General features: G+C 61.6%; 16 protein-coding genes. 12 read left to right on the forward strand and 4 right to left on the reverse strand.

Translation table 11 applies throughout. From position 1 onward, the window contains the following. Positions 1 to 37: 37 nt before the first annotated feature. On the reverse strand, positions 38 to 1,243 hold the full coding sequence (locus tag AACZ17_RS06830) for an acetate/propionate family kinase (protein WP_290742848.1): 1,206 nt from the start codon (positions 1,241 to 1,243) through the stop codon (positions 38 to 40). Positions 1,244 to 1,297: 54 nt separating this feature from the next. Between AACZ17_RS06830 and AACZ17_RS06835 the strand changes: the two genes are divergently transcribed. The 11 genes from AACZ17_RS06835 (at position 1,298) to AACZ17_RS06885 (ending at position 11,684) form a co-directional block, all read left to right on the forward strand. Next, on the forward strand, positions 1,298 to 2,053 hold the full coding sequence (locus tag AACZ17_RS06835; RefSeq protein WP_290742851.1) for an SDR family oxidoreductase: 756 nt from the start codon (positions 1,298 to 1,300) through the stop codon (positions 2,051 to 2,053). Between the two features lie 84 nt (positions 2,054 to 2,137). After that, a complete protein-coding gene (locus tag AACZ17_RS06840; protein WP_339637996.1) occupies positions 2,138 to 4,837 on the forward strand; it encodes a cation-transporting P-type ATPase in 2,700 nt (899 codons plus the stop codon). 154 nt (positions 4,838 to 4,991) lie between these two features. Beyond that, positions 4,992 to 5,459, forward strand: a complete 468-nt coding sequence (locus AACZ17_RS06845; protein ID WP_290742857.1) for a Na+/H+ antiporter subunit E — start codon at positions 4,992 to 4,994, stop codon at positions 5,457 to 5,459. Continuing rightward, positions 5,456 to 5,746, forward strand: coding sequence for a monovalent cation/H+ antiporter complex subunit F (locus AACZ17_RS06850; RefSeq protein WP_290742860.1), 291 nt, complete (start codon positions 5,456 to 5,458; stop codon positions 5,744 to 5,746). Before AACZ17_RS06845 ends, AACZ17_RS06850 begins: the two co-directional genes overlap by 4 nt. Further along, positions 5,739 to 6,053, forward strand: coding sequence for a monovalent cation/H(+) antiporter subunit G (locus AACZ17_RS06855; protein WP_290742863.1), 315 nt, complete (start codon positions 5,739 to 5,741; stop codon positions 6,051 to 6,053). The genes AACZ17_RS06850 and AACZ17_RS06855 overlap by 8 nt, the downstream gene beginning before the upstream one ends. After that, positions 6,050 to 6,316 (forward strand): hydrogenase subunit MbhD domain-containing protein, encoded by a 267-nt coding sequence (locus AACZ17_RS06860; protein WP_290742866.1) that lies wholly within the window; start codon positions 6,050 to 6,052, stop codon positions 6,314 to 6,316. The genes AACZ17_RS06855 and AACZ17_RS06860 overlap by 4 nt, the downstream gene beginning before the upstream one ends. A gap of 14 nt (positions 6,317 to 6,330) precedes the next feature. Beyond that, positions 6,331 to 7,020 carry an MnhB domain-containing protein gene (locus tag AACZ17_RS06865; RefSeq protein WP_290743306.1) on the forward strand — a complete coding sequence of 230 codons (690 nt, stop codon included), beginning with the start codon at positions 6,331 to 6,333 and terminating at the stop codon, positions 7,018 to 7,020. Beyond that, positions 7,017 to 7,340 carry an NADH-quinone oxidoreductase subunit K gene (locus tag AACZ17_RS06870; protein WP_290742869.1) on the forward strand — a complete coding sequence of 108 codons (324 nt, stop codon included), beginning with the start codon at positions 7,017 to 7,019 and terminating at the stop codon, positions 7,338 to 7,340. The genes AACZ17_RS06865 and AACZ17_RS06870 overlap by 4 nt, the downstream gene beginning before the upstream one ends. After that, a complete protein-coding gene (locus tag AACZ17_RS06875) occupies positions 7,337 to 8,815 on the forward strand; it encodes a proton-conducting transporter membrane subunit (RefSeq protein ID WP_290742871.1) in 1,479 nt (492 codons plus the stop codon). The genes AACZ17_RS06870 and AACZ17_RS06875 overlap by 4 nt, the downstream gene beginning before the upstream one ends. After that, a complete protein-coding gene (locus AACZ17_RS06880) occupies positions 8,812 to 10,308 on the forward strand; it encodes a proton-conducting transporter membrane subunit (protein WP_290742873.1) in 1,497 nt (498 codons plus the stop codon). Before AACZ17_RS06875 ends, AACZ17_RS06880 begins: the two co-directional genes overlap by 4 nt. Beyond that, positions 10,305 to 11,684 (forward strand): complex I subunit 5 family protein, encoded by a 1,380-nt coding sequence (locus tag AACZ17_RS06885; RefSeq protein WP_290742877.1) that lies wholly within the window; start codon positions 10,305 to 10,307, stop codon positions 11,682 to 11,684. The genes AACZ17_RS06880 and AACZ17_RS06885 overlap by 4 nt, the downstream gene beginning before the upstream one ends. 67 nt (positions 11,685 to 11,751) lie before the next feature. Here the strand turns inward: AACZ17_RS06885 and AACZ17_RS06890 are convergent, their stop codons facing one another. The 3 genes from AACZ17_RS06890 to AACZ17_RS06900 all read right to left on the reverse strand — a co-directional run bounded on the left by AACZ17_RS06890 (position 11,752) and on the right by AACZ17_RS06900 (position 15,132). Then, entirely contained in the window at positions 11,752 to 12,741 is a 990-nt protein-coding gene (locus tag AACZ17_RS06890) for a universal stress protein (protein ID WP_290742880.1), read from the reverse strand. A gap of 39 nt (positions 12,742 to 12,780) precedes the next feature. Further along, positions 12,781 to 14,424: a cation:proton antiporter family protein gene (locus AACZ17_RS06895; protein ID WP_290742883.1), complete on the reverse strand. Its 1,644-nt coding sequence runs from the start codon at positions 14,422 to 14,424 to the stop codon at positions 12,781 to 12,783. A 177-nt stretch (positions 14,425 to 14,601) separates the two neighbouring features. Further along, positions 14,602 to 15,132, reverse strand: coding sequence for a TIGR02281 family clan AA aspartic protease (locus AACZ17_RS06900; RefSeq protein WP_290742886.1), 531 nt, complete (start codon positions 15,130 to 15,132; stop codon positions 14,602 to 14,604). Between the two features lie 147 nt (positions 15,133 to 15,279). Here AACZ17_RS06900 and AACZ17_RS06905 point away from each other — a divergent pair, with 147 nt between their 5' ends. Continuing rightward, positions 15,280 to 16,392, forward strand: coding sequence for a glucosaminidase domain-containing protein (locus AACZ17_RS06905; protein ID WP_290742888.1), 1,113 nt, complete (start codon positions 15,280 to 15,282; stop codon positions 16,390 to 16,392). Positions 16,393 to 16,432 lie beyond the last annotated feature (40 nt).

Raw genomic sequence — 16,432 nt, forward strand, 5'->3', positions numbered from 1 at the left:
ATCTCCTGTCGGTGTTTGCTGGGTCGGTTGCCGCCGGTCAGTGCGTTGCCTGTGCTGCCAGCAGGGTGGCGGCCTGCCTGGCCATCAGCGCCTGCTCGTCTGCCTTCAGCACCCAGACGCTGACCGCGCTCTGCGCGGGGCTGATGCGGCGTTCATGACCCATCGCCGCGCTGTTCGCCGCCGGGTCGATGTGCACGCCTGCCCAGTGCATATCGTCGAGGATGCGCGCGCGTATCTCCGGGGCGTTTTCGCCTACACCGCCGCCGAACACGATGCTGTCTGCGCCACCGAGTACCGCGAGGTAGGCGCCAACGTATTTCCGCACGCGATAGCAGTATAGCCCCACCGCCAGTTTTGCCGCTGCACTGTCAGATGCCAGCAGCACGCGCATGTCGGCGCTCAGGCCCGATACACCCAGCAGTCCACTCTGGCGGTTGAGCAGGTCGTCCACTTCACCGGTGCTCCAGCCGTGCTGCTGTTGCAGGTACAGCAGCAGGCCCGGATCAATGTCGCCACTGCGGGTGGCCATCATCAGGCCCTCGAGCGGGGTGAACCCCATGGAGGTGTCCACCGGCCTGCCATCGCGGGTGGCGGTGATGGAGCAGCCCGAGCCCAGTTGCAGCGTCAGGATGCGCCCCGTGCTCGCCCCCCGCGCTGCGACCGCGGACCAGCGCCGCCACAGCGCCTCGTGGGCCAGCCCGTGGAAGCCGTAGCGCCGCAGACCAAGGCGCGTCGTCAGTTCTGCCGGCAAGGCGTAGTGGCGTGCGAACTGCGGCAGACCTGAGTAGAACGCGGTGTCAAAGCTGGCTATTTGCGCTGTGCCGGCGTTGAACAGCGCCCGGGCGGCGCGGATCAGTGACAGCGACCGCCCGGTGTGCAGGGGTGCCAGCGGTGCGAGCTGCGCCAGCTGCTGCTCCGCCGCTGTGTCAATCAGGCTGGGCCCCGAAAAATGTGGCCCGCCGTGGACGATGCGATGCACCACGGCGGTGATCTGCCCCGGTTGGTATTGCGCCAGGAAGTCGCTCAGGAGTTCGGCTACTGATTCACCCTCCAATTCGTAACGCGCGCTGGCAATCGCTTCCGGTTCGCCGCCGCTTACGCTGTACGCGGCGAGGCGCAGGGAGGAGCTGCCCGCATTGACGGTGAGTAGCATCATAGTGTCGAGTATGGCGTTTTCCTCGATGGCCGACCAGACCACGGCCCGCGCAACGTCGCCTGAGGCGCCCTCTGGCCTGCTGGCCAAGAGCAATCCGTGGTAGATTTGGCCCAATGCTTAGGCTAACAGTGAGTACACAGGATGAAACGTTTTCAAGGGAAAGTGGCGTTTGTGACGGGAGCAGCCTCGGGCATCGGCCTGGCAACCATGGCGCGTCTGGGCCGCGAGGGCGCGCAGGTGTACGCTGTCGACATCAACGCTGAACAGCTGGCGCGCGAAGCCGCGAGCCTCGCCGGGGAAGGGTTGGCTATTCGCAATCTCGCCCTCGACGTCACTGACGAGGCGGCCTGTCGCGCGGCCATTGCAGCGTGCGTGGCCGAGCTCGGCAAGCTGGATGTGCTGTGCAACATCGCGGGTATGGCGCTGACCAAAAACTTTGCCGACGTGAGCGCAGCGGACTGGGACCGCGTGATGACGGTAAACACCCGCTCCGTTTTTGTGCTGTGCCAGGCCGCCATGCCGCACCTGCTGGAAACCGGCGGCAACATTGTCAATATTTCCTCTGCGGCGGGCCTGCAGGGCCTGCCCTATAACAGTGCCTACTGCGCCAGTAAGGGCGCGGTGTTGCTGCTGTCGAAGTCCCTCGCTGCGGAGTTCGCGGGCCGCGGTGTGCGGGTCAATGCCGTATGTCCGGGTGCGGTGGATACACCGCTGGTCAAGGACATCCAGATACCCGAGGGTGCCGATATGTCGCTCTATGGCCGGATGTTCCCGCTGACCCCCTACTTCGCGCAGGCGGAGGAAATCGCCGGCGCTGTGGCTTACCTGGCCTCGGATGAGGCGAGGTTTATCACCGGGTCAGCGCTGGTGATTGATGGCGGGCAGACCGCCATTTGAGGAGGTGCTAGAAATACGCCGCCGGGCCAGCAGGTCGTTCTGGTTGTCAGTCCTCGCCCGCCCGGCCTTGGGAGGTAAATGCGCATGTCGAACGTAATAAAGGCTTCGCAAGACGACTGGCACAGCCGCGAATGCGCCGATGTCCTTGCCGACCTTCGTAGCGACGTTCAGGGTCTTTCCCGGCAAACGGCGGCGGAGCGATTGCGCGACCACGGCTTGAATACCCTGCCACAACCGCCCCGGCAGGGTTTGATGGTGCGTTTCCTGCTGCACTTCCACAATGTCCTGATCTATGTGCTGCTTGCATCGGCCGCCGTCACGGCGCTGCTGGGACATTGGGTGGATACCGTGGTGATCCTCGCGGTGGTGCTGCTGAATGCGGTGATTGGCCTGGTGCAGGAGGGGAAGGCCGAGAAGGCCATGGACGCGATCCGTCACATGTTGGCGCCGACGGCCGCGGTCATCCGCGACGGCAAGCGCCAGAGCGTGCCTGCGGAGTCCCTGGTGCCGGGCGATGTTGTTCTGCTGGAGTCTGGCGACAGGGTGCCCGCTGACCTGCGTTTGTTCAAGGCGCGTGGTCTCTCTATCCAGGAGGCGATTCTCACCGGCGAATCGGTGCCTGTGGAGAAAGGCGTGGCAGCTGTCGCGCCGGGCGCAGTGCTGGGAGACCGGTCCTGTATGGCTTTCAGTGGCACTCTGGTGACGGCGGGCCAGGGGCAGGGCGTGGTAGTTGTGAGCGGCGCCAATACCGAGATCGGCCGTATCAGCAGCATGCTCACCAGGGTGGAGGCGCTCACTACGCCGCTGGTCCGACAGATGTCGGTGTTTTCCCGTTGGCTTACGGTGTTCATTCTGACTCTCGCCGGCCTGATCCTCGCGTTTGGCCACTTTGTACAGGGTCAGGATTTCAGCCAGCTGTTCACGGCTGTGGTAGGACTATCCGTCGCCGCCATTCCCGAAGGCCTGCCCGCGGTGTTGACCGTAACCCTTGCCATCGGCGTCCAGGCCATGGCCCGCCAGCACGCTATTGTGCGTCGCCTCCCGGCCATCGAAACGCTGGGTTCGGTCTCGGTGATCTGCAGTGACAAGACCGGGACCCTGACGCGGAATGAAATGATGGTCGCGGCGGCGAGCGTTACCGGTGCAGATTTTATGGTGGAGGGCTCAGGCTATGAGCCGGCTGGTGAGATTCGCGGCGGCGCTGGCGGGGTGGATCGCGAACGCCTCGCAATACTCGCCAGGGTGGCCGCGCTATGCAACGATGCGGCGCTGCACCGGCGAGACGGTGTCTGGGAGGCTGAGGGTGACCCGATGGAGGCAGCGTTGCTCGCCTTTGCGGGTAAACTGGGCCTCAATCAGGACGAGGCTCATGTCAGTTGGGTCCGTGCAGACCTGATCCCCTTTGATACTCGCCACCGGTTCATGGCGACGCTTAACCACGACCATGAGCACCATGCCTGTGTGCACGTGAAGGGCGCCCCGGAAACCATTTTCGATTTCTGTCACGCGCAGCGCACTCCAGACGGAGCCACCGTGCGCTTTGACCGCAACGCCTGGCACGCCAAGGCCGAGGCGCTGGCGCAACAGGGCCAGCGCGTACTGGCTCTCGCGACGATGACCGTGGCGGAGGAGAAAAACGCACTGGACTTTGATGATGTTGAAAATGGCCTGGTATTGGAAGGTCTGGTGGGGCTTATCGATCCACCGCGGCCTGAGGCGATCGCAGCGGTCAGAGCCTGTGCCGGTGCCGGCATTAGTGTGAAGATGATTACTGGCGACCATGCTGGAACTGCCGCCGCCATTGGCCGCCAGATTGGCCTGGAGAAAGCGGACAGTGTGCTGACCGGTGCCGATCTCGACCAGTTGGATGACACCGAGCTGGCAGCGCGTGTGCTGAACACCGATATCTTCGCCCGCACCAGCCCGGAACACAAGCTGCGCCTGGTCAAGGCCCTGCAGAGCCACGGCAAGGTGGTGGCGATGACTGGTGATGGTGTCAACGACGCGCCGGCCCTGAAGCGCGCCGATGCTGGCATTGCCATGGGCAGGGGTGGCAGCGAGGCGGCGAAAGAAGCCGCGGAGCTGGTGCTTCTGGATGACAATTTCGCCACGATAGTTGGTGCGGTCCGTGCGGGCCGTACAGTGTATGACAATCTGAAAAAGGTGATTGCCTTCCTGCTGCCGGTAAATGGGGGCGAATCCCTTAGCCTGTTGCTGGCGATCCTGTTCGGCCTCACCCTGCCAATTACCGCGGCTCAGATCCTGTGGGTCAACATGGTCAGTTCGGTAGCGCTGGCCATGGCCCTCGCATTTGAACCCACCGAACCCAATACGCTCAGACGGCCGCCACGGAATCCCTCGAGTTCGATACTCTCCCGCGGTCTGGTGTTGCGGATTGTTCTGGTATCACTGCTGTTCTGTACCGGTGTTTTCGGTCAGTTCTGGTTGGCGCTGGGCCAGGGCCTGCCTTTGGAGACGGCCCGGACCATGGCCGTAAATACGCTGGTCGTCATGGAGATTTTCTACCTCTTCAGCGTCCGCTATGCCTATGGCAGCTCCCTCAGCCTCGAAGGGCTCAAGGGCACCAGGGCCGTATGGGTGGCGCTGTTGGTGGTGACCAGTTTGCAGCTTGCCTTCACTTATCTGCCGTGGCTGGCAACATGGTTTGAGGCACAACCGTTGAGACCGGCGCAGGCGATGCAGGTGCTCGCCATGGGAGTGCTCATGTTGCTGCTGATGGAGGCCGGCAAGTCGGTGCAGGCGCGGTTGGCCGGCGCGCAGTGAACACGTTTGTCGTTACCGGTTCGTGTTGCTGCAGTACCGTGCCAATCGAGGTTTGGCCTTTGGCCTTGCCGCTAAATGGTACGACAGGCCAATGGAGCCGGCTCGCACAGCGCGGATGTCAGGTTGCAGGCCCGGGCATGGGGGGACTGGTTGAGTGAAGGCACTTGACGCAGCTATTCGCACAGCGTGGTTGTTTGTGGCATGGTGGGCGCTGGCGGAAGGCGAAGCGGCCGCGGTGGCCTTCGGGTTGGGGGCGGTTCCCTTAATAGCGCTGTTGTCATGGCGTCTCTTTCCGCCGGGGGCACGTCGTCCTCGGGTGCTGGCCACGTTTGCGTTTGGCGGATATTTTCTTGTTGGCTCCGTAGCTGCGGGAGTGGATGTGGCTCGACGGCTTCTGTCACCACGGCTGCCGATTAGCCCGGGCTATATGTCCTACAAGACATCGCTGCCCGCCGGGAGCCCGCGCTGGTTGTTGGCCAATACTCTGTCGTTGCTGCCGGGAACACTCAGCGTGACTCTGCGGGGCCCCGAGATTGAACTGCACTGCCTGGATACGACCGCGGAGGTTCATGATGCTGTAGCCCGTGCGGAAGAGCACATCGCCCGGATGTTTCCACTATGACGATACTGATAGACACTGTGGCCCTTGTGCTGTTGCTCCTGTTGTCGGTGGGGCTGCTGCGTATCTGGCTGGGACCTGAGCCCGCAGATCGAATGTTGGCTTCACAGCTCTTTGGTACCACCGGCGTTGCGCTACTGCTGGTATTGGCGGAATCGCAGGGGGAGCCAGCGCTGCGCGATGTGGCGCTGGTGCTGGCATTGCTCGCGGTTCTGGCCACTGTGGCTTTTGTGACCCGGGTTATGCAGGTTGCCCGCGCTGACAGCGCAGGAGAGCGCCGAGATGCCTGACAGCCTCGTGACACTGTTGCAGGCCCTTCTGCTGACACTCGGTTGTCTGTTTTTTCTTGTGGGTACGCTAGGCCTGTTTCGGCTGCCGGACACCCTGGCCCGCATCCATGCTCTGACCAAGGCCGATAATCTCGGTCTCGGCCTGATAGTGCTGGGGTTGTTGCCGTCGGTGCCAGGGCCTGCTACTGCCGCAAAGATTCTTTTCATCTGGCTGGTGGCGCTGGCGGCGAGCGCGACCGCCGCCCATTTGGTGGCAAGAACTGTGCGCGCCTCGGATAGCAGGAGTGACCGTGAGGACGGCGCATGAGCTGGTGGCTGGATGGCCTGCTCCTGGTGTCCCTGCTGGTGACTGCAGTGGCCGTGCTGATGTCCCGTGACCTGTTTCGGGCGGTGGTGATGTTCATGGCTTTTGGTTTGCTGATGGCCCTGGCCTGGGTGCGTTTGCAGGCGCCGGACATTGCCCTGGCTGAGGTGGCCATTGGTGCCGGTCTCACCGGAGTTCTGTTGCTTGATGCGGTCAGTCATTTCCGGCGCGGCCGCTCTCAGCCAGCCTCCCGGATGAGGGAGTAAGCCTGTTGCGGCGCGTGCGATTGTTTGTGACCTTGCTGGCCTGCGCGGGCTTGATCGTTGCACTTGCCGCTGCGGTGCTGGATGTCGCCGGTGCCGCAGTGTCATCGGAACTGCCCGAGCAGTTGCGGGCCAGCCTGGAACGCAGTGGTGTGGAGCATCCGGTCACGGCGGTTTTGCTGAATTTTCGCAGCTACGATACGTTGCTTGAGATCGGTGTGCTGGTAATAGCCGGCATGGCGGGAATTTCCCTCGCCAGCACCAACTCTCTGGAGGACCCTGCTCTGCGCAGCGCGGACTCGCTGCTGTATGCACTGCAGCGCTGGTTTGTACCGGTGATGCTGTTGCTGGCCGCCTACCTCCTCTGGGCTGGTGCGTACCGGCCCGGCGGTGCGTTTCAGGCCGGTGCCGTACTTGCCGCGACGGGTGTGCTCATGCGCCTGGGCGGCTTGCCCATGGCGTTTATTCGTCCCGGGATACTGCTGCGGCTTGGTCTGGTGATCGGTTTTGCAGTGTTTCTCCTGGTGGCGGTTGTGGGCGCTCTGATGGGCGAAGCCTTTCTCGCCTATCCAGCTACCATGGCAGGCCTCCTGATCCTGACCATCGAGGTTGCGCTAACCCTGTCCATCGGAATGATTCTGCTGGCCCTGTTTGTAGCGGCTCCAGTGACCGATGAGCACGAACCGGAGGAGGGCGCCGGGTCGTGAGCTCCGCTCTGTTATATGCCCTTGCCGGTGTCGCCCTTTGTGGTATCGGCCTCGCGGGCTTCCTGCTTCTGAATCACCTCCTACGGCGCTTGCTGGCCTTCAACCTGATAGGCTCGGGGGTGTTCTTGGTGTTGGTAGGCCTGGCGCAACACCGCGGTGGCCCCGATCCGGTGCCCCAGGCGCTTGTGCTCACCGGCATTGTCGTCGCGATTGCCGCCACTGCCCTGGCTGTTGTTCTGATACGCCGTTACTTTCACCTGACCGGTCGCACCTCCTTCAAAGCTGAAAGCGAAGGGGATGGCGGCGGAGCCGGATCTTGAGCCAGTGGTTGATGGCAGGACTGCTGTTCACGCCCCTCGCGTGGGCCTCGCTGTCCCTGCTACTGGATTTCCGCAAGGGTCGCTGTGTGAGTTGGCTGGGCATGGTCATTCAAGTGCTGGTATCCCTCGCCCTCTGGTATGCGGTGATGGAACGCGGCGGTTTTTCCTATGCCCTCGGAGGTTGGGAGGCGCCGCTGGGTATCGCCCTGCGGGTTGACGGGTTGGCCGTTACTTTCGTTTTGCTCACCGCGGCTGTAGCCACGGCCTGCGGCCTGCATGCCGGCTTCTATCTTGATGCATGCAAACCCTGGCAGCGCTATTTCTGGCCCCTTTTCTGGTTTCTGTGGGCGGGCCTCAATGGTGTCTGGCTGGGTGCCGATCTGTTCAACCTCTATGTCAGCCTGGAACTGATCAGCCTCGCCGCTGTGGGCCTGGTGGCACTGGGGGGCGAAGCGGCGGCCCTGCGCGCGGCATTGCGCTACCTTTTTGCAGCGCTTCTCGGATCGTTGGCCTACCTGTTGGGGGTGGCACTGCTGTATGGACGGTTCGGCACCCTGTCGTTGGCGCTCATCGATGAGCAACTGGCGAGCTGCGAGCCGGCCTTGATTGTGGCCCTGTTGTTGATGTTGGCCGGCCTGGCCCTTAAGACGGCATTGTTTCCGCTGCACGGCTGGCTGCCGCCGGCTCATGGCATCGCCCGGTCCCCGGTCAGTGCGCTGTTGTCCGGCCTTGTGGTCAAGGCGTCGTTCTATATCGCCGCCCGTCTTTGGTTGGAACTGGGGGATCGCCTGGGGTCCCCTTGGCTGGCACAGAGCATCGGTGCGCTGGGTGCGGCAGCGGTTGTCTGGGGTAGTTGGCTCGCTTTTCGCCAGCCCCATCTGAAGCAGGTGGTTGCCTATTCTTCCGTGGCCCAGATTGGCTACCTCTTCCTGCTGTTTCCGCTGACCTTTGCGGTCGCGGAGCCAGTATCCCTGCTGGCACAGCAGGGCATTACCCTGCAGGTTATCAGCCACGCATTGGCCAAGGCCGCGATGTTCCTAGCTGCAGGCAACCTGATCCTGTCGATCCGCAGCAAACGGGTGGATGCGCTGGCGGGTGTGAGCCACTTCCTGCCGTTTTCCCTGTTCTCGTTCGGTCTCGCAGGGGTGTCCCTGATGGGCTTGCCGCCCTCCGGCGGCTTTGCAGCCAAGTGGTTGCTGCTGCAGGCCAGCCTTGCCAGCGGTCAGTGGTGGTGGGTTGGGGTGCTGCTGCTGGGCGGTGTGCTGGCGGCCGCCTACGTGTTCCGTATCTACCGCGCGTCATTTCTTGAGGTCGGCGACAGCGATGACTTCTACCATCCGCCGCAGAGCCTGGAGGCGATCCCGATGATCCTCGCTCTGTTGGCACTTGGTCTGGGGCTGGTGGCAGAACCGGTGCTCTCGGTACTGTCGTTGCCTTTCGAGGTGACTGCCGACGTAAATGAGGCACAGCTGTGACCGCGACCGCGCTGTTGCCGCTGCTGGCCCTGTTGACCTCGCTGCTGGCGGCGGTGGTGATCTTTGTCCTGCCCGAAAGCAGCCACCGCGTACGCATCCTGGTCAACCTGATGGCCGCGTTGCTGAAGTTGGTCATCGTCGCGCTGATGACCTGGGGCGTATTTCATGGCGTCGATTTCAGCGTCAGTTTCACCATGCTCCCCGGGGTGAGCTTCATGCTGCGGGCCGATGCTCTGGCGATGCTGTTTGCCGGCCTGTCGGCGGTGCTTTGGCTGTTTACCACCATTTACGCGATTGGGTATCTGGAGGACTCGCCCAATCGCAGTCGTTTCTTTGGTTTCTTCAGCCTCTGCGTTGCCAGCACCATGGGTATTGCCCTGGCGGGAAACATGTTCACTTTCTTTCTGTTCTACGAAATGCTCACCCTTTCGACCTATCCGCTGGTGGTGCATCGGGGCACTGAAAAGGCCCTGCGTGCCGGTCGCAATTACATTAGCTATACTCTCGGTGGCGGCGTGGTGCTGTTGCTGGGGATTGCCTGGTTGCACGGCCTGGCCGGGGATCTGGCGTTCCGTGAGACGGGCCATTTCCAGGGGGCAGATCCGGCTCTGCACGGGCAGTTGACGCTGATCTTTATCCTGCTGATTGCCGGCCTGGGGGTTAAGGCAGGCATGTTTCCGGTGCATGGCTGGCTGCCGCAGGCTATGGTGGCGCCGGCACCCGTCAGCGCGCTGCTGCACGCAGTGGCCGTAGTCAAAGCGGGAGCCTTCGGTATCGTGCGCGTGGTGTACGACGTCTACGGTATCGACTTCGCCTTTATGCTGGGCCTGCTCCAGCCCCTCGCCTGGCTGGCGGCCTTTACCATCCTCTACGGTTCGGTGCGCGCCATGGCACAGATCGACCTCAAGCGTCGTCTGGCGTTCTCCACCATCAGCCAGGTGTCCTACATTATCCTGGGGGTGGCCCTGTTCGGCCCCATCGGCACGGTGGGTGGCCTGGTCCACCTGCTGCATCAGGGCATCATGAAAATCACTCTCTTTTTCTGCGCGGGTAATTATGCCGAAACTCTGGGTGTGCATCGGGTGGATGAGCTGGATGGCGCTGGCGCACGAATGCCCGCGACTTCGACGGCCTTTACCTTGGCGGCCCTTGGCATGATCGGGGTGCCGCCACTGGCCGGTTTTGTCACAAAGTGGATGCTGGGCACGGGTGCCCTGGCCACCGGGGTGGAGTGGGCCGTTGTGGTCCTGCTCTTGAGCAGCCTGCTCAATGCTGCCTATTTCCTGCCAATTGTCTATCGACTCTGGTTCTGTCCGGTTGCCGCACCGTGGCCGGGGGAGCGCCGCTGGGGCCGCCTGGAAACCAGTGCCTGGCTATTCTGGCCGCCGCTGATTACCACGCTTATGCTGGTGCTGGTTGGCTTGCTGGCGGCGACGGCTTTCAGTCCTCTGTCCTGGGCCCAGCTCATTGTGGTCAGGATGTATCTGCCGTGAACGGATCGCCGCCGCTGGTGTTGATTGCTGCCAGTATCCTGCTGCCGCTGCTGTACCCGTTGCTGGCTGCGCGCCCCGGCTGGCACAGCATATCGCGCGGAGCGTTGCCCCTGCTGCCACTACCGGCCCTTTTGCTTGCGCTCCTGTCGACAACGCCCTGGACACTGGAGCTCCCCTGGTTGTTGCTGGGGAGCACGTGGATGCTCGATGAACTGCGGCGCAGTTTCCTGTTGCTGACTGCTCTGTTGTGGGGCACAGCGGGTTTGTACGCGGTCGGCTATCTTGGCGGTAAACATCTGCGCCGGTTTGGCGTGTTCTGGGGCCTCTCTCTCGCCGGAAACCTCGGCCTGGTGCTGGCCGCGGACATCGTCAGCTTCTACATGTTCTTTGCCCTGATGACGTTCGCTGCGTATGGCCTGGTGGTGCATGTCGGCGGTAACCATGCACGCTTCGCCGGCCGCGTCTACATTGTGATGGCCCTGTTGGGCGAGATGGCCATGTTGGCAGGCTTCCTGCTGGCGGCCCGGGACGGAGGCAGCTTGCTACTGGCGGAACTGGCCGCGGGCATCGCTGCCAGCACTAATGGCTGGCTCATGACAACTCTGTTCATCATTGGCTTCGGAGTGAAGGCGGGCCTGCCCCTTCTGCATTTTTGGCTGCCCTTGGCGCACCCTGTGGCGCCGACACCCGCGAGCGCGGTTCTCAGTGGGGCGATGGTCAAGGCGGGGTTGCTGGGATGGCTGCTGACATTACCCATCGGCGAGGTCGGCTGGCAGTCATGGGGGCAGGGGCTGATCCTGATGGGCTTTGCGGGCTCCCTGGGGGCGGCCGTTTTCGGGGTGATCCAGCGGGACCCCAAGACGGTGCTGGCCTGGTCCAGTATCAGTCAGATGGGGTTAATGGCGGTACTGGTGGGTGCAGCGCTGATGGCGCCAGGGCAGGTGTCTGCACTGTTGCCGGTAATTGCCCTGTTTGCACTGCATCATGGCCTTGCAAAGGGTTGCCTGTTTCTCGCAGTGGGTCTGGTGATTCCTGCCGGCCGCCTGCTGCAAAGTTTTCTTTGGGTTTTGCTTGCACTGCCCGGACTGTCCCTCGTTGGAATGCCGTTCACCAGTGGTCAATTGGCGAAGGCGGCGATGAAGGGTGCCCTTATGGTATTACCCAACGTACCCTTGGCGGGACTGCTGCCACTGTTACTGCAGGCGGCTACGCTGGCGACGGTGGCGCTGGTCGTCCGTTACGGCTGGCTTCTATGGCAACAGCTGGAGAGAGGCACCATCCCGGCGTCGCGCTGGCTGGGTTGGGGACTGGCATTGTTCTGCAGTGCCGTTGTATTCTGGAGTTTGCCCACAGTGGCGTTGGTCATGTCAGACTGATCTTGAGCCAGCCCCCTGGAGGCATGATACGAAACGCGCCGCCGCGGCGCGTCTGGCAGCGGGGGGGTCAGCCCTCCACCGAGACCGGCGTTGCAAAGCCTTCAGGTTTGATGGCGAGCACCGAACAGTCGATCTGCTCCAATATCGTTTCGGCCGTATTTCCCATGAAGAACCCGCGAATCCCGGTGCGGGCTACGGTACCCATGACGATACAATCCGCTTCGAGTTGCCGGGCGAGCAGGGGGACTTCCTGCCTGGGAGAACCCTTTACAAGATGAGTGCGAGGAGCGAGATAGTTCAGGGCGTCTCGCGCTGCGGTATTCTGCGCGGCGACGTCACTCAGCAGTCTTTCCAGTTGCTGACGGTGTTGCAGTCGCTCTTGTTCAATGCCCGAGGCCAACCGCTCCTTGGGGATGGTGCGCGAGACGGCTAGATCCTGAGCCAGCTCGCTCATCGCTTCCCAAGCGTGGACAACATGCAACTCTGCAGATTCCGACAATGCGAGGCTGGCCGCCATTTCCACCACTTGTACGTTCAATAGCCTACGTTTTTCCAGTTCCTCGGGCGCGTGGAACTGGGATACATCGACGGCCGCCAGAATGCATTTGTAGGCGCCCGTGGTGTGCGCTTTGACAAACCACACCGGGCAGGGACATTGCCGTAGCAACTGCATATCATCTCCGGCTAGAAACCGGTCCAGCCAGTCGGGTGATTCAGGGCACTTGATGATCAGGTCATGGTCACCACGCAGCACTTCGCGGATGATTTCCAGAAATGGAGTTCCTGTAAGAACCTTGTGTGGTATCCGCATGCTGTCCTGATGGGCTGCGGTCAGTGAGGTCAGTCGCTCTTCGCTTTCCTTACGCAGTGCTTTCTGGAGATCGACAGGGTCCGGCCCGGCATAGGGCATGCCTGCCAGTGCGGGCACATGCGGAATGACTGTCGCAACCGTGAGCTCTGCCTGATTGCTTTCTGCAAGTGCAACCGCGCGTTCCAATGCCAGTTCGCTGGAGGCATCGGCTTCCAAAATGCATAGAATGTGTTTGAAACGCTTCATTGCTGACCAACTCCTTCCCGTTCGCCGACGTGACCGGCGTTATTTCAAATGTGGCTCTGTGATTCGATCGGATGCCTCGTTCGCTGCATCGGAGAACGGCGACAGAATGATATCAGCACCGGCCTGCTCGAGCTCGGCGACTTCATCGTCGGATTGGGCGGTGATGGCCGTTCGGCCACGGTATCCAAGGTGGTGCAGCGTGTTCAGAAGAGAGACGTTGGCGTGCCGTTCACGCGCTGTGCTTATCACCCAGTCAGTGCTGGCAAGAGGTAGTGTAGCCGCGAATTCCGGATCTTCAGCGTCGCCAAATATTACGGGATAGCCCGCGGGATCCCCGGTTCTTACCAGATCAGGATTAATGTCGACCGTCAGTACTCTCCAGCCTCTTTCTCGCAGGCAACGTGCAATCCCGAAACCGTATCTTCCGAGCCCAAAAAGCAGGGCTTGTGGTACAGCATCATCAGGGATGTCCGCGGTTGGGTTTTCTCTGTGTGGTCTGCCACGCTCAAACAGTTTCAGCCATGGTGCCAGCAACTCGTAAAGCGCTTGCGAGTAGAGAATCATGTAAGTGGAGACGCTGATAGTAATCAGTCCCACGAGCGTGATCAGCCCCACGGTTTCGGGACTTATATGCCCCAGTGTAAGTCCGAGGGCGCCAAGGATCAGCGAGAACTCACTGATCTGCGCCACGGTGAGGCCGGCGAAGAAAGCGGTGCGGCTTCGGTAGCCCAGAAACCCCATGATTATCATGACGATCAATGGATTGCCGATCAGCACGAACAGGGAAAAGACGGCAGACCCAAGCAACTGCGCCCCAAGCATGCCGAGGTCGAGATGTGCGCCGAGGTCGATGAAGAAAAACAGTAGCAGGAAATCCCGCAGGCTGGTCAGGCGTGCACCCAGCGCGTCACGGTAGGGGGTTGAGGCAAGGGACACGCCGGCGATGAAGGCGCCCACCTCTTTACTGAAGCCGAGGGAAACTCCAAGAGCGCCAAGCGCCAGTCCCCAGGCAATGCCGAACAGAACGAGCAATTCTTGCGAATGCGAGAGCATAGGCATGAGCCTTGGCAGCACATAGCGCATTGCAACGGCGACAAACAGCAGGAACCCGGCGCCTTTCAATAGCACGGCCAAGGCTGCGGCCGGCACGGATACCTCCTCCGCCGCTCGCATTGCATTCAGGCCAATCATGACCAGTACGACCACCAGATCCTGCACGATCAGGAAACCCAGCGCTATGCGCCCGTGCAGTGTATCTACCTCGCGCTTGTCTGACAGCAGTTTGACGATGATGATGGTGCTTGAGAATGTCAGTGCCACTGCGACGTACAGGGCAGTAACGGTTGCCATGCCAAAGGCCACGGCAATCAGGTACCCGATAATACTGGTGAAAGCTACCTGCCCGAGCCCCGTGGCCAGGGCAACAGGCCCCATGGTCTTGATAATGTGTAAGTCCAGTTTCAGCCCGACAACGAAAAGCAGCAGGGCGATGCCGAACTGGGCCAACAAATCGATCTGGTCGTCTGCACTGACCCAGCCAAGCATTGATGGACCAACGAAGATGCCGACGGCAATAAAGGCAACGATCAGAGGTTGGCGCAAACGAACTGCCACTCCGCCTGCGAATGCAGCGATTAGCAGGAGAACGGCGATCTCGGTGAATACGTCCGGGAACAGTCCCATCTGCTTGTCTCTCGGATGACTGGAGGGAAGTCGTATGGTGGTAGCTATATTTCCATACAGGCACATTGAAGACAACATGCCCGGGAGCCGACGCTTCGTGACCGGCGTAATGTGCCAAATTGTAGCGTCCTTACGATGTACGTTCTGTTGAAGTTCAATAGCCAGCCATAGCGCCACTTACAGATACTGGCGCAGCGTCAGCCTGTCCCCGCGCTGGGTGAACTCGATGTGTTTAAGGAAGCTCATGCCGAGCAACACTTCATCGGTTTGTAGCCCGGGCACAATACCGGCACGCACATCGGGAAGCCGTATTTCGGCCACCGCCACCTCGTCGAGGGTTGTGGCATAGCTTATCGCGGTACCGTTGGCGGTTTGCGTGCGATAGGCGCGTCCTCGCTGCAGTCCGAGGCGATTCGCCAGTGATTCCGGAATTGCCACCCCGGTGGCTCCGGTATCCAGCAGGAAGGTGACCGGCTGGCCGTTGATTTCGCCGCTGGTGACGTAGTGGCCGAACCTGTTCCGCTGCAGGGTGATTTCGCGCACGCCGTCTTCGGTGTACAGGGTCTCCAGCTGCCGGTTGGGATTTACCTGCCTCTCCAGAACATCACTGAAATAGAACACCCCCAGCCCCAGCAGCACGACCCACGCGAGGGCCTGCATCGTAATGCCCATGCGCTTCTGCTCCCGGATGTCGTGTTCTTCGTTCATTTGGTCGCTCAAGTGCCCGCAGCGTAGTCCACCGTAGGCCTGCATTGTAACGCACTTGAACGGCAACCTTTGTTGGCAGGGGGATTGACGCTTGCCGTTCCGGCGTGGGCATAATGCCTGCACTCACCTCAGAATGAGATCCTCTGCATGCCCGTGCATCAGCCCCGCCTGTTGGCGATCCTCCTGACTTCTTTGCTGTTAACCGGCTGCGGCAGTGACAAACCGCCGGAGTCGGAAGCGGCGGCTCCGGGAAACGAGCTGACAGCGCCTGAAGCCTCTGCGACCGCACAGGCGACCAGCGACGCAGAGGTGCTCGTGTTTGCATCCGTGCAGGACTTGATCGCACTGCTTGAGGAACAGGACTGGTGGGGTGAACCCAGGGCTGATGAGCCGCTGCAGGCGCCTCGCCTGCTGATTACCGCGATCGGGCCCAGCTGGCAGGAAGCGTCGAAGAGTATCCCGGTGAAAGACAAGAAGGGCCTGTTCTATCGCCTGATGCTGCCGCAGGTGATGCACGCCAATTATATGGTGATGGAATTTCGCGCGGGGTTGGAACAGGCACAGCGGGAACTGGACAGCGACGGTCGGGTATCCGAGCAGAGCCTGGCTCTGCTGCGGCGACTGGCGCTGCTCTTGCCCGGTGATGCCGAGGAGCACGTCACTGCATTGCAGGAGAATGCCCCGGAACTGAAGGACATGATCAGCAGCTTGCTCTACCGTGTTGATGTCGTTCCTGCGGGCCTTGCACTGGGGCAGGCGGCCTACGAGAGTGGCTATGGCACCTCGCGTTTCGCGGTGGAGGGCAATTCGCTGTTCGGCCAGTGGACGTATCAGGGTGATGGCATCAAGGCGAAGGAGCACCGCGCCTACAAGGGCGACTACTCCATCAAGGCGTTCGACTGGCCCTTCGACAGCGTGCGTGGCTATTTTATCAACCTGATGTCCCACCCCGCCTATGAGGATTTCCGGCAACTGCGCGCCGACATGCGCGCGCGTGGTGAGCCGCTCTCCTCATTGCCGCTGGCCGACGGCCTGCTGCGCTACTCCGAGCGGGGCCAGGATTATGTGGATTCCCTGAAAGGCATGATCCGCCACAACAAGCTCGATCGCGCTGATAATGCGGTGCTGCGCGATGAGCCGGTACGCTTTCTGTTGGGAGCCGAGAGCCCGGAGGCCGCGGCAGACCTGCGTGCAGAAATCGAGGCCATGCGCGCGAACGGCAAGTTGCAGGAGTTGATCGACAGCATGCGCCTTGAGTAAAGCAGGGCTTCTTGTCACTGAGGTTTAGGTGATATTGGTG

Origin of the sequence: uncultured Haliea sp. (assembly GCF_963973825.1) — a bacterium.
Classification (GTDB): domain Bacteria; phylum Pseudomonadota; class Gammaproteobacteria; order Pseudomonadales; family Halieaceae; genus Haliea.

Bases quoted from the DNA above. Each gene is read 5' to 3' on its own strand.
- AACZ17_RS06895 (WP_290742883.1), bottom strand. From the start codon at position 14,424: ATGGGACTGTTCCCGGACGTATTCACCGAGATCGCCGTTCTCCTGCTA.
- AACZ17_RS06900 (WP_290742886.1), bottom strand. From the start codon at position 15,132: ATGAACGAAGAACACGACATCCGGGAGCAGAAGCGCATGGGCATTACG.
- AACZ17_RS06905 (WP_290742888.1), top strand. From the start codon at position 15,280: ATGCCCGTGCATCAGCCCCGCCTGTTGGCGATCCTCCTGACTTCTTTG.
- AACZ17_RS06850 (WP_290742860.1), top strand. From the start codon at position 5,456: ATGACGATACTGATAGACACTGTGGCCCTTGTGCTGTTGCTCCTGTTG.
- AACZ17_RS06890 (WP_290742880.1), bottom strand. From the start codon at position 12,741: ATGAAGCGTTTCAAACACATTCTATGCATTTTGGAAGCCGATGCCTCC.
- AACZ17_RS06855 (WP_290742863.1), top strand. From the start codon at position 5,739: ATGCCTGACAGCCTCGTGACACTGTTGCAGGCCCTTCTGCTGACACTC.
- AACZ17_RS06835 (WP_290742851.1), top strand. From the start codon at position 1,298: ATGAAACGTTTTCAAGGGAAAGTGGCGTTTGTGACGGGAGCAGCCTCG.
- AACZ17_RS06840 (WP_339637996.1), top strand. From the start codon at position 2,138: ATGTCGAACGTAATAAAGGCTTCGCAAGACGACTGGCACAGCCGCGAA.
- AACZ17_RS06860 (WP_290742866.1), top strand. From the start codon at position 6,050: ATGAGCTGGTGGCTGGATGGCCTGCTCCTGGTGTCCCTGCTGGTGACT.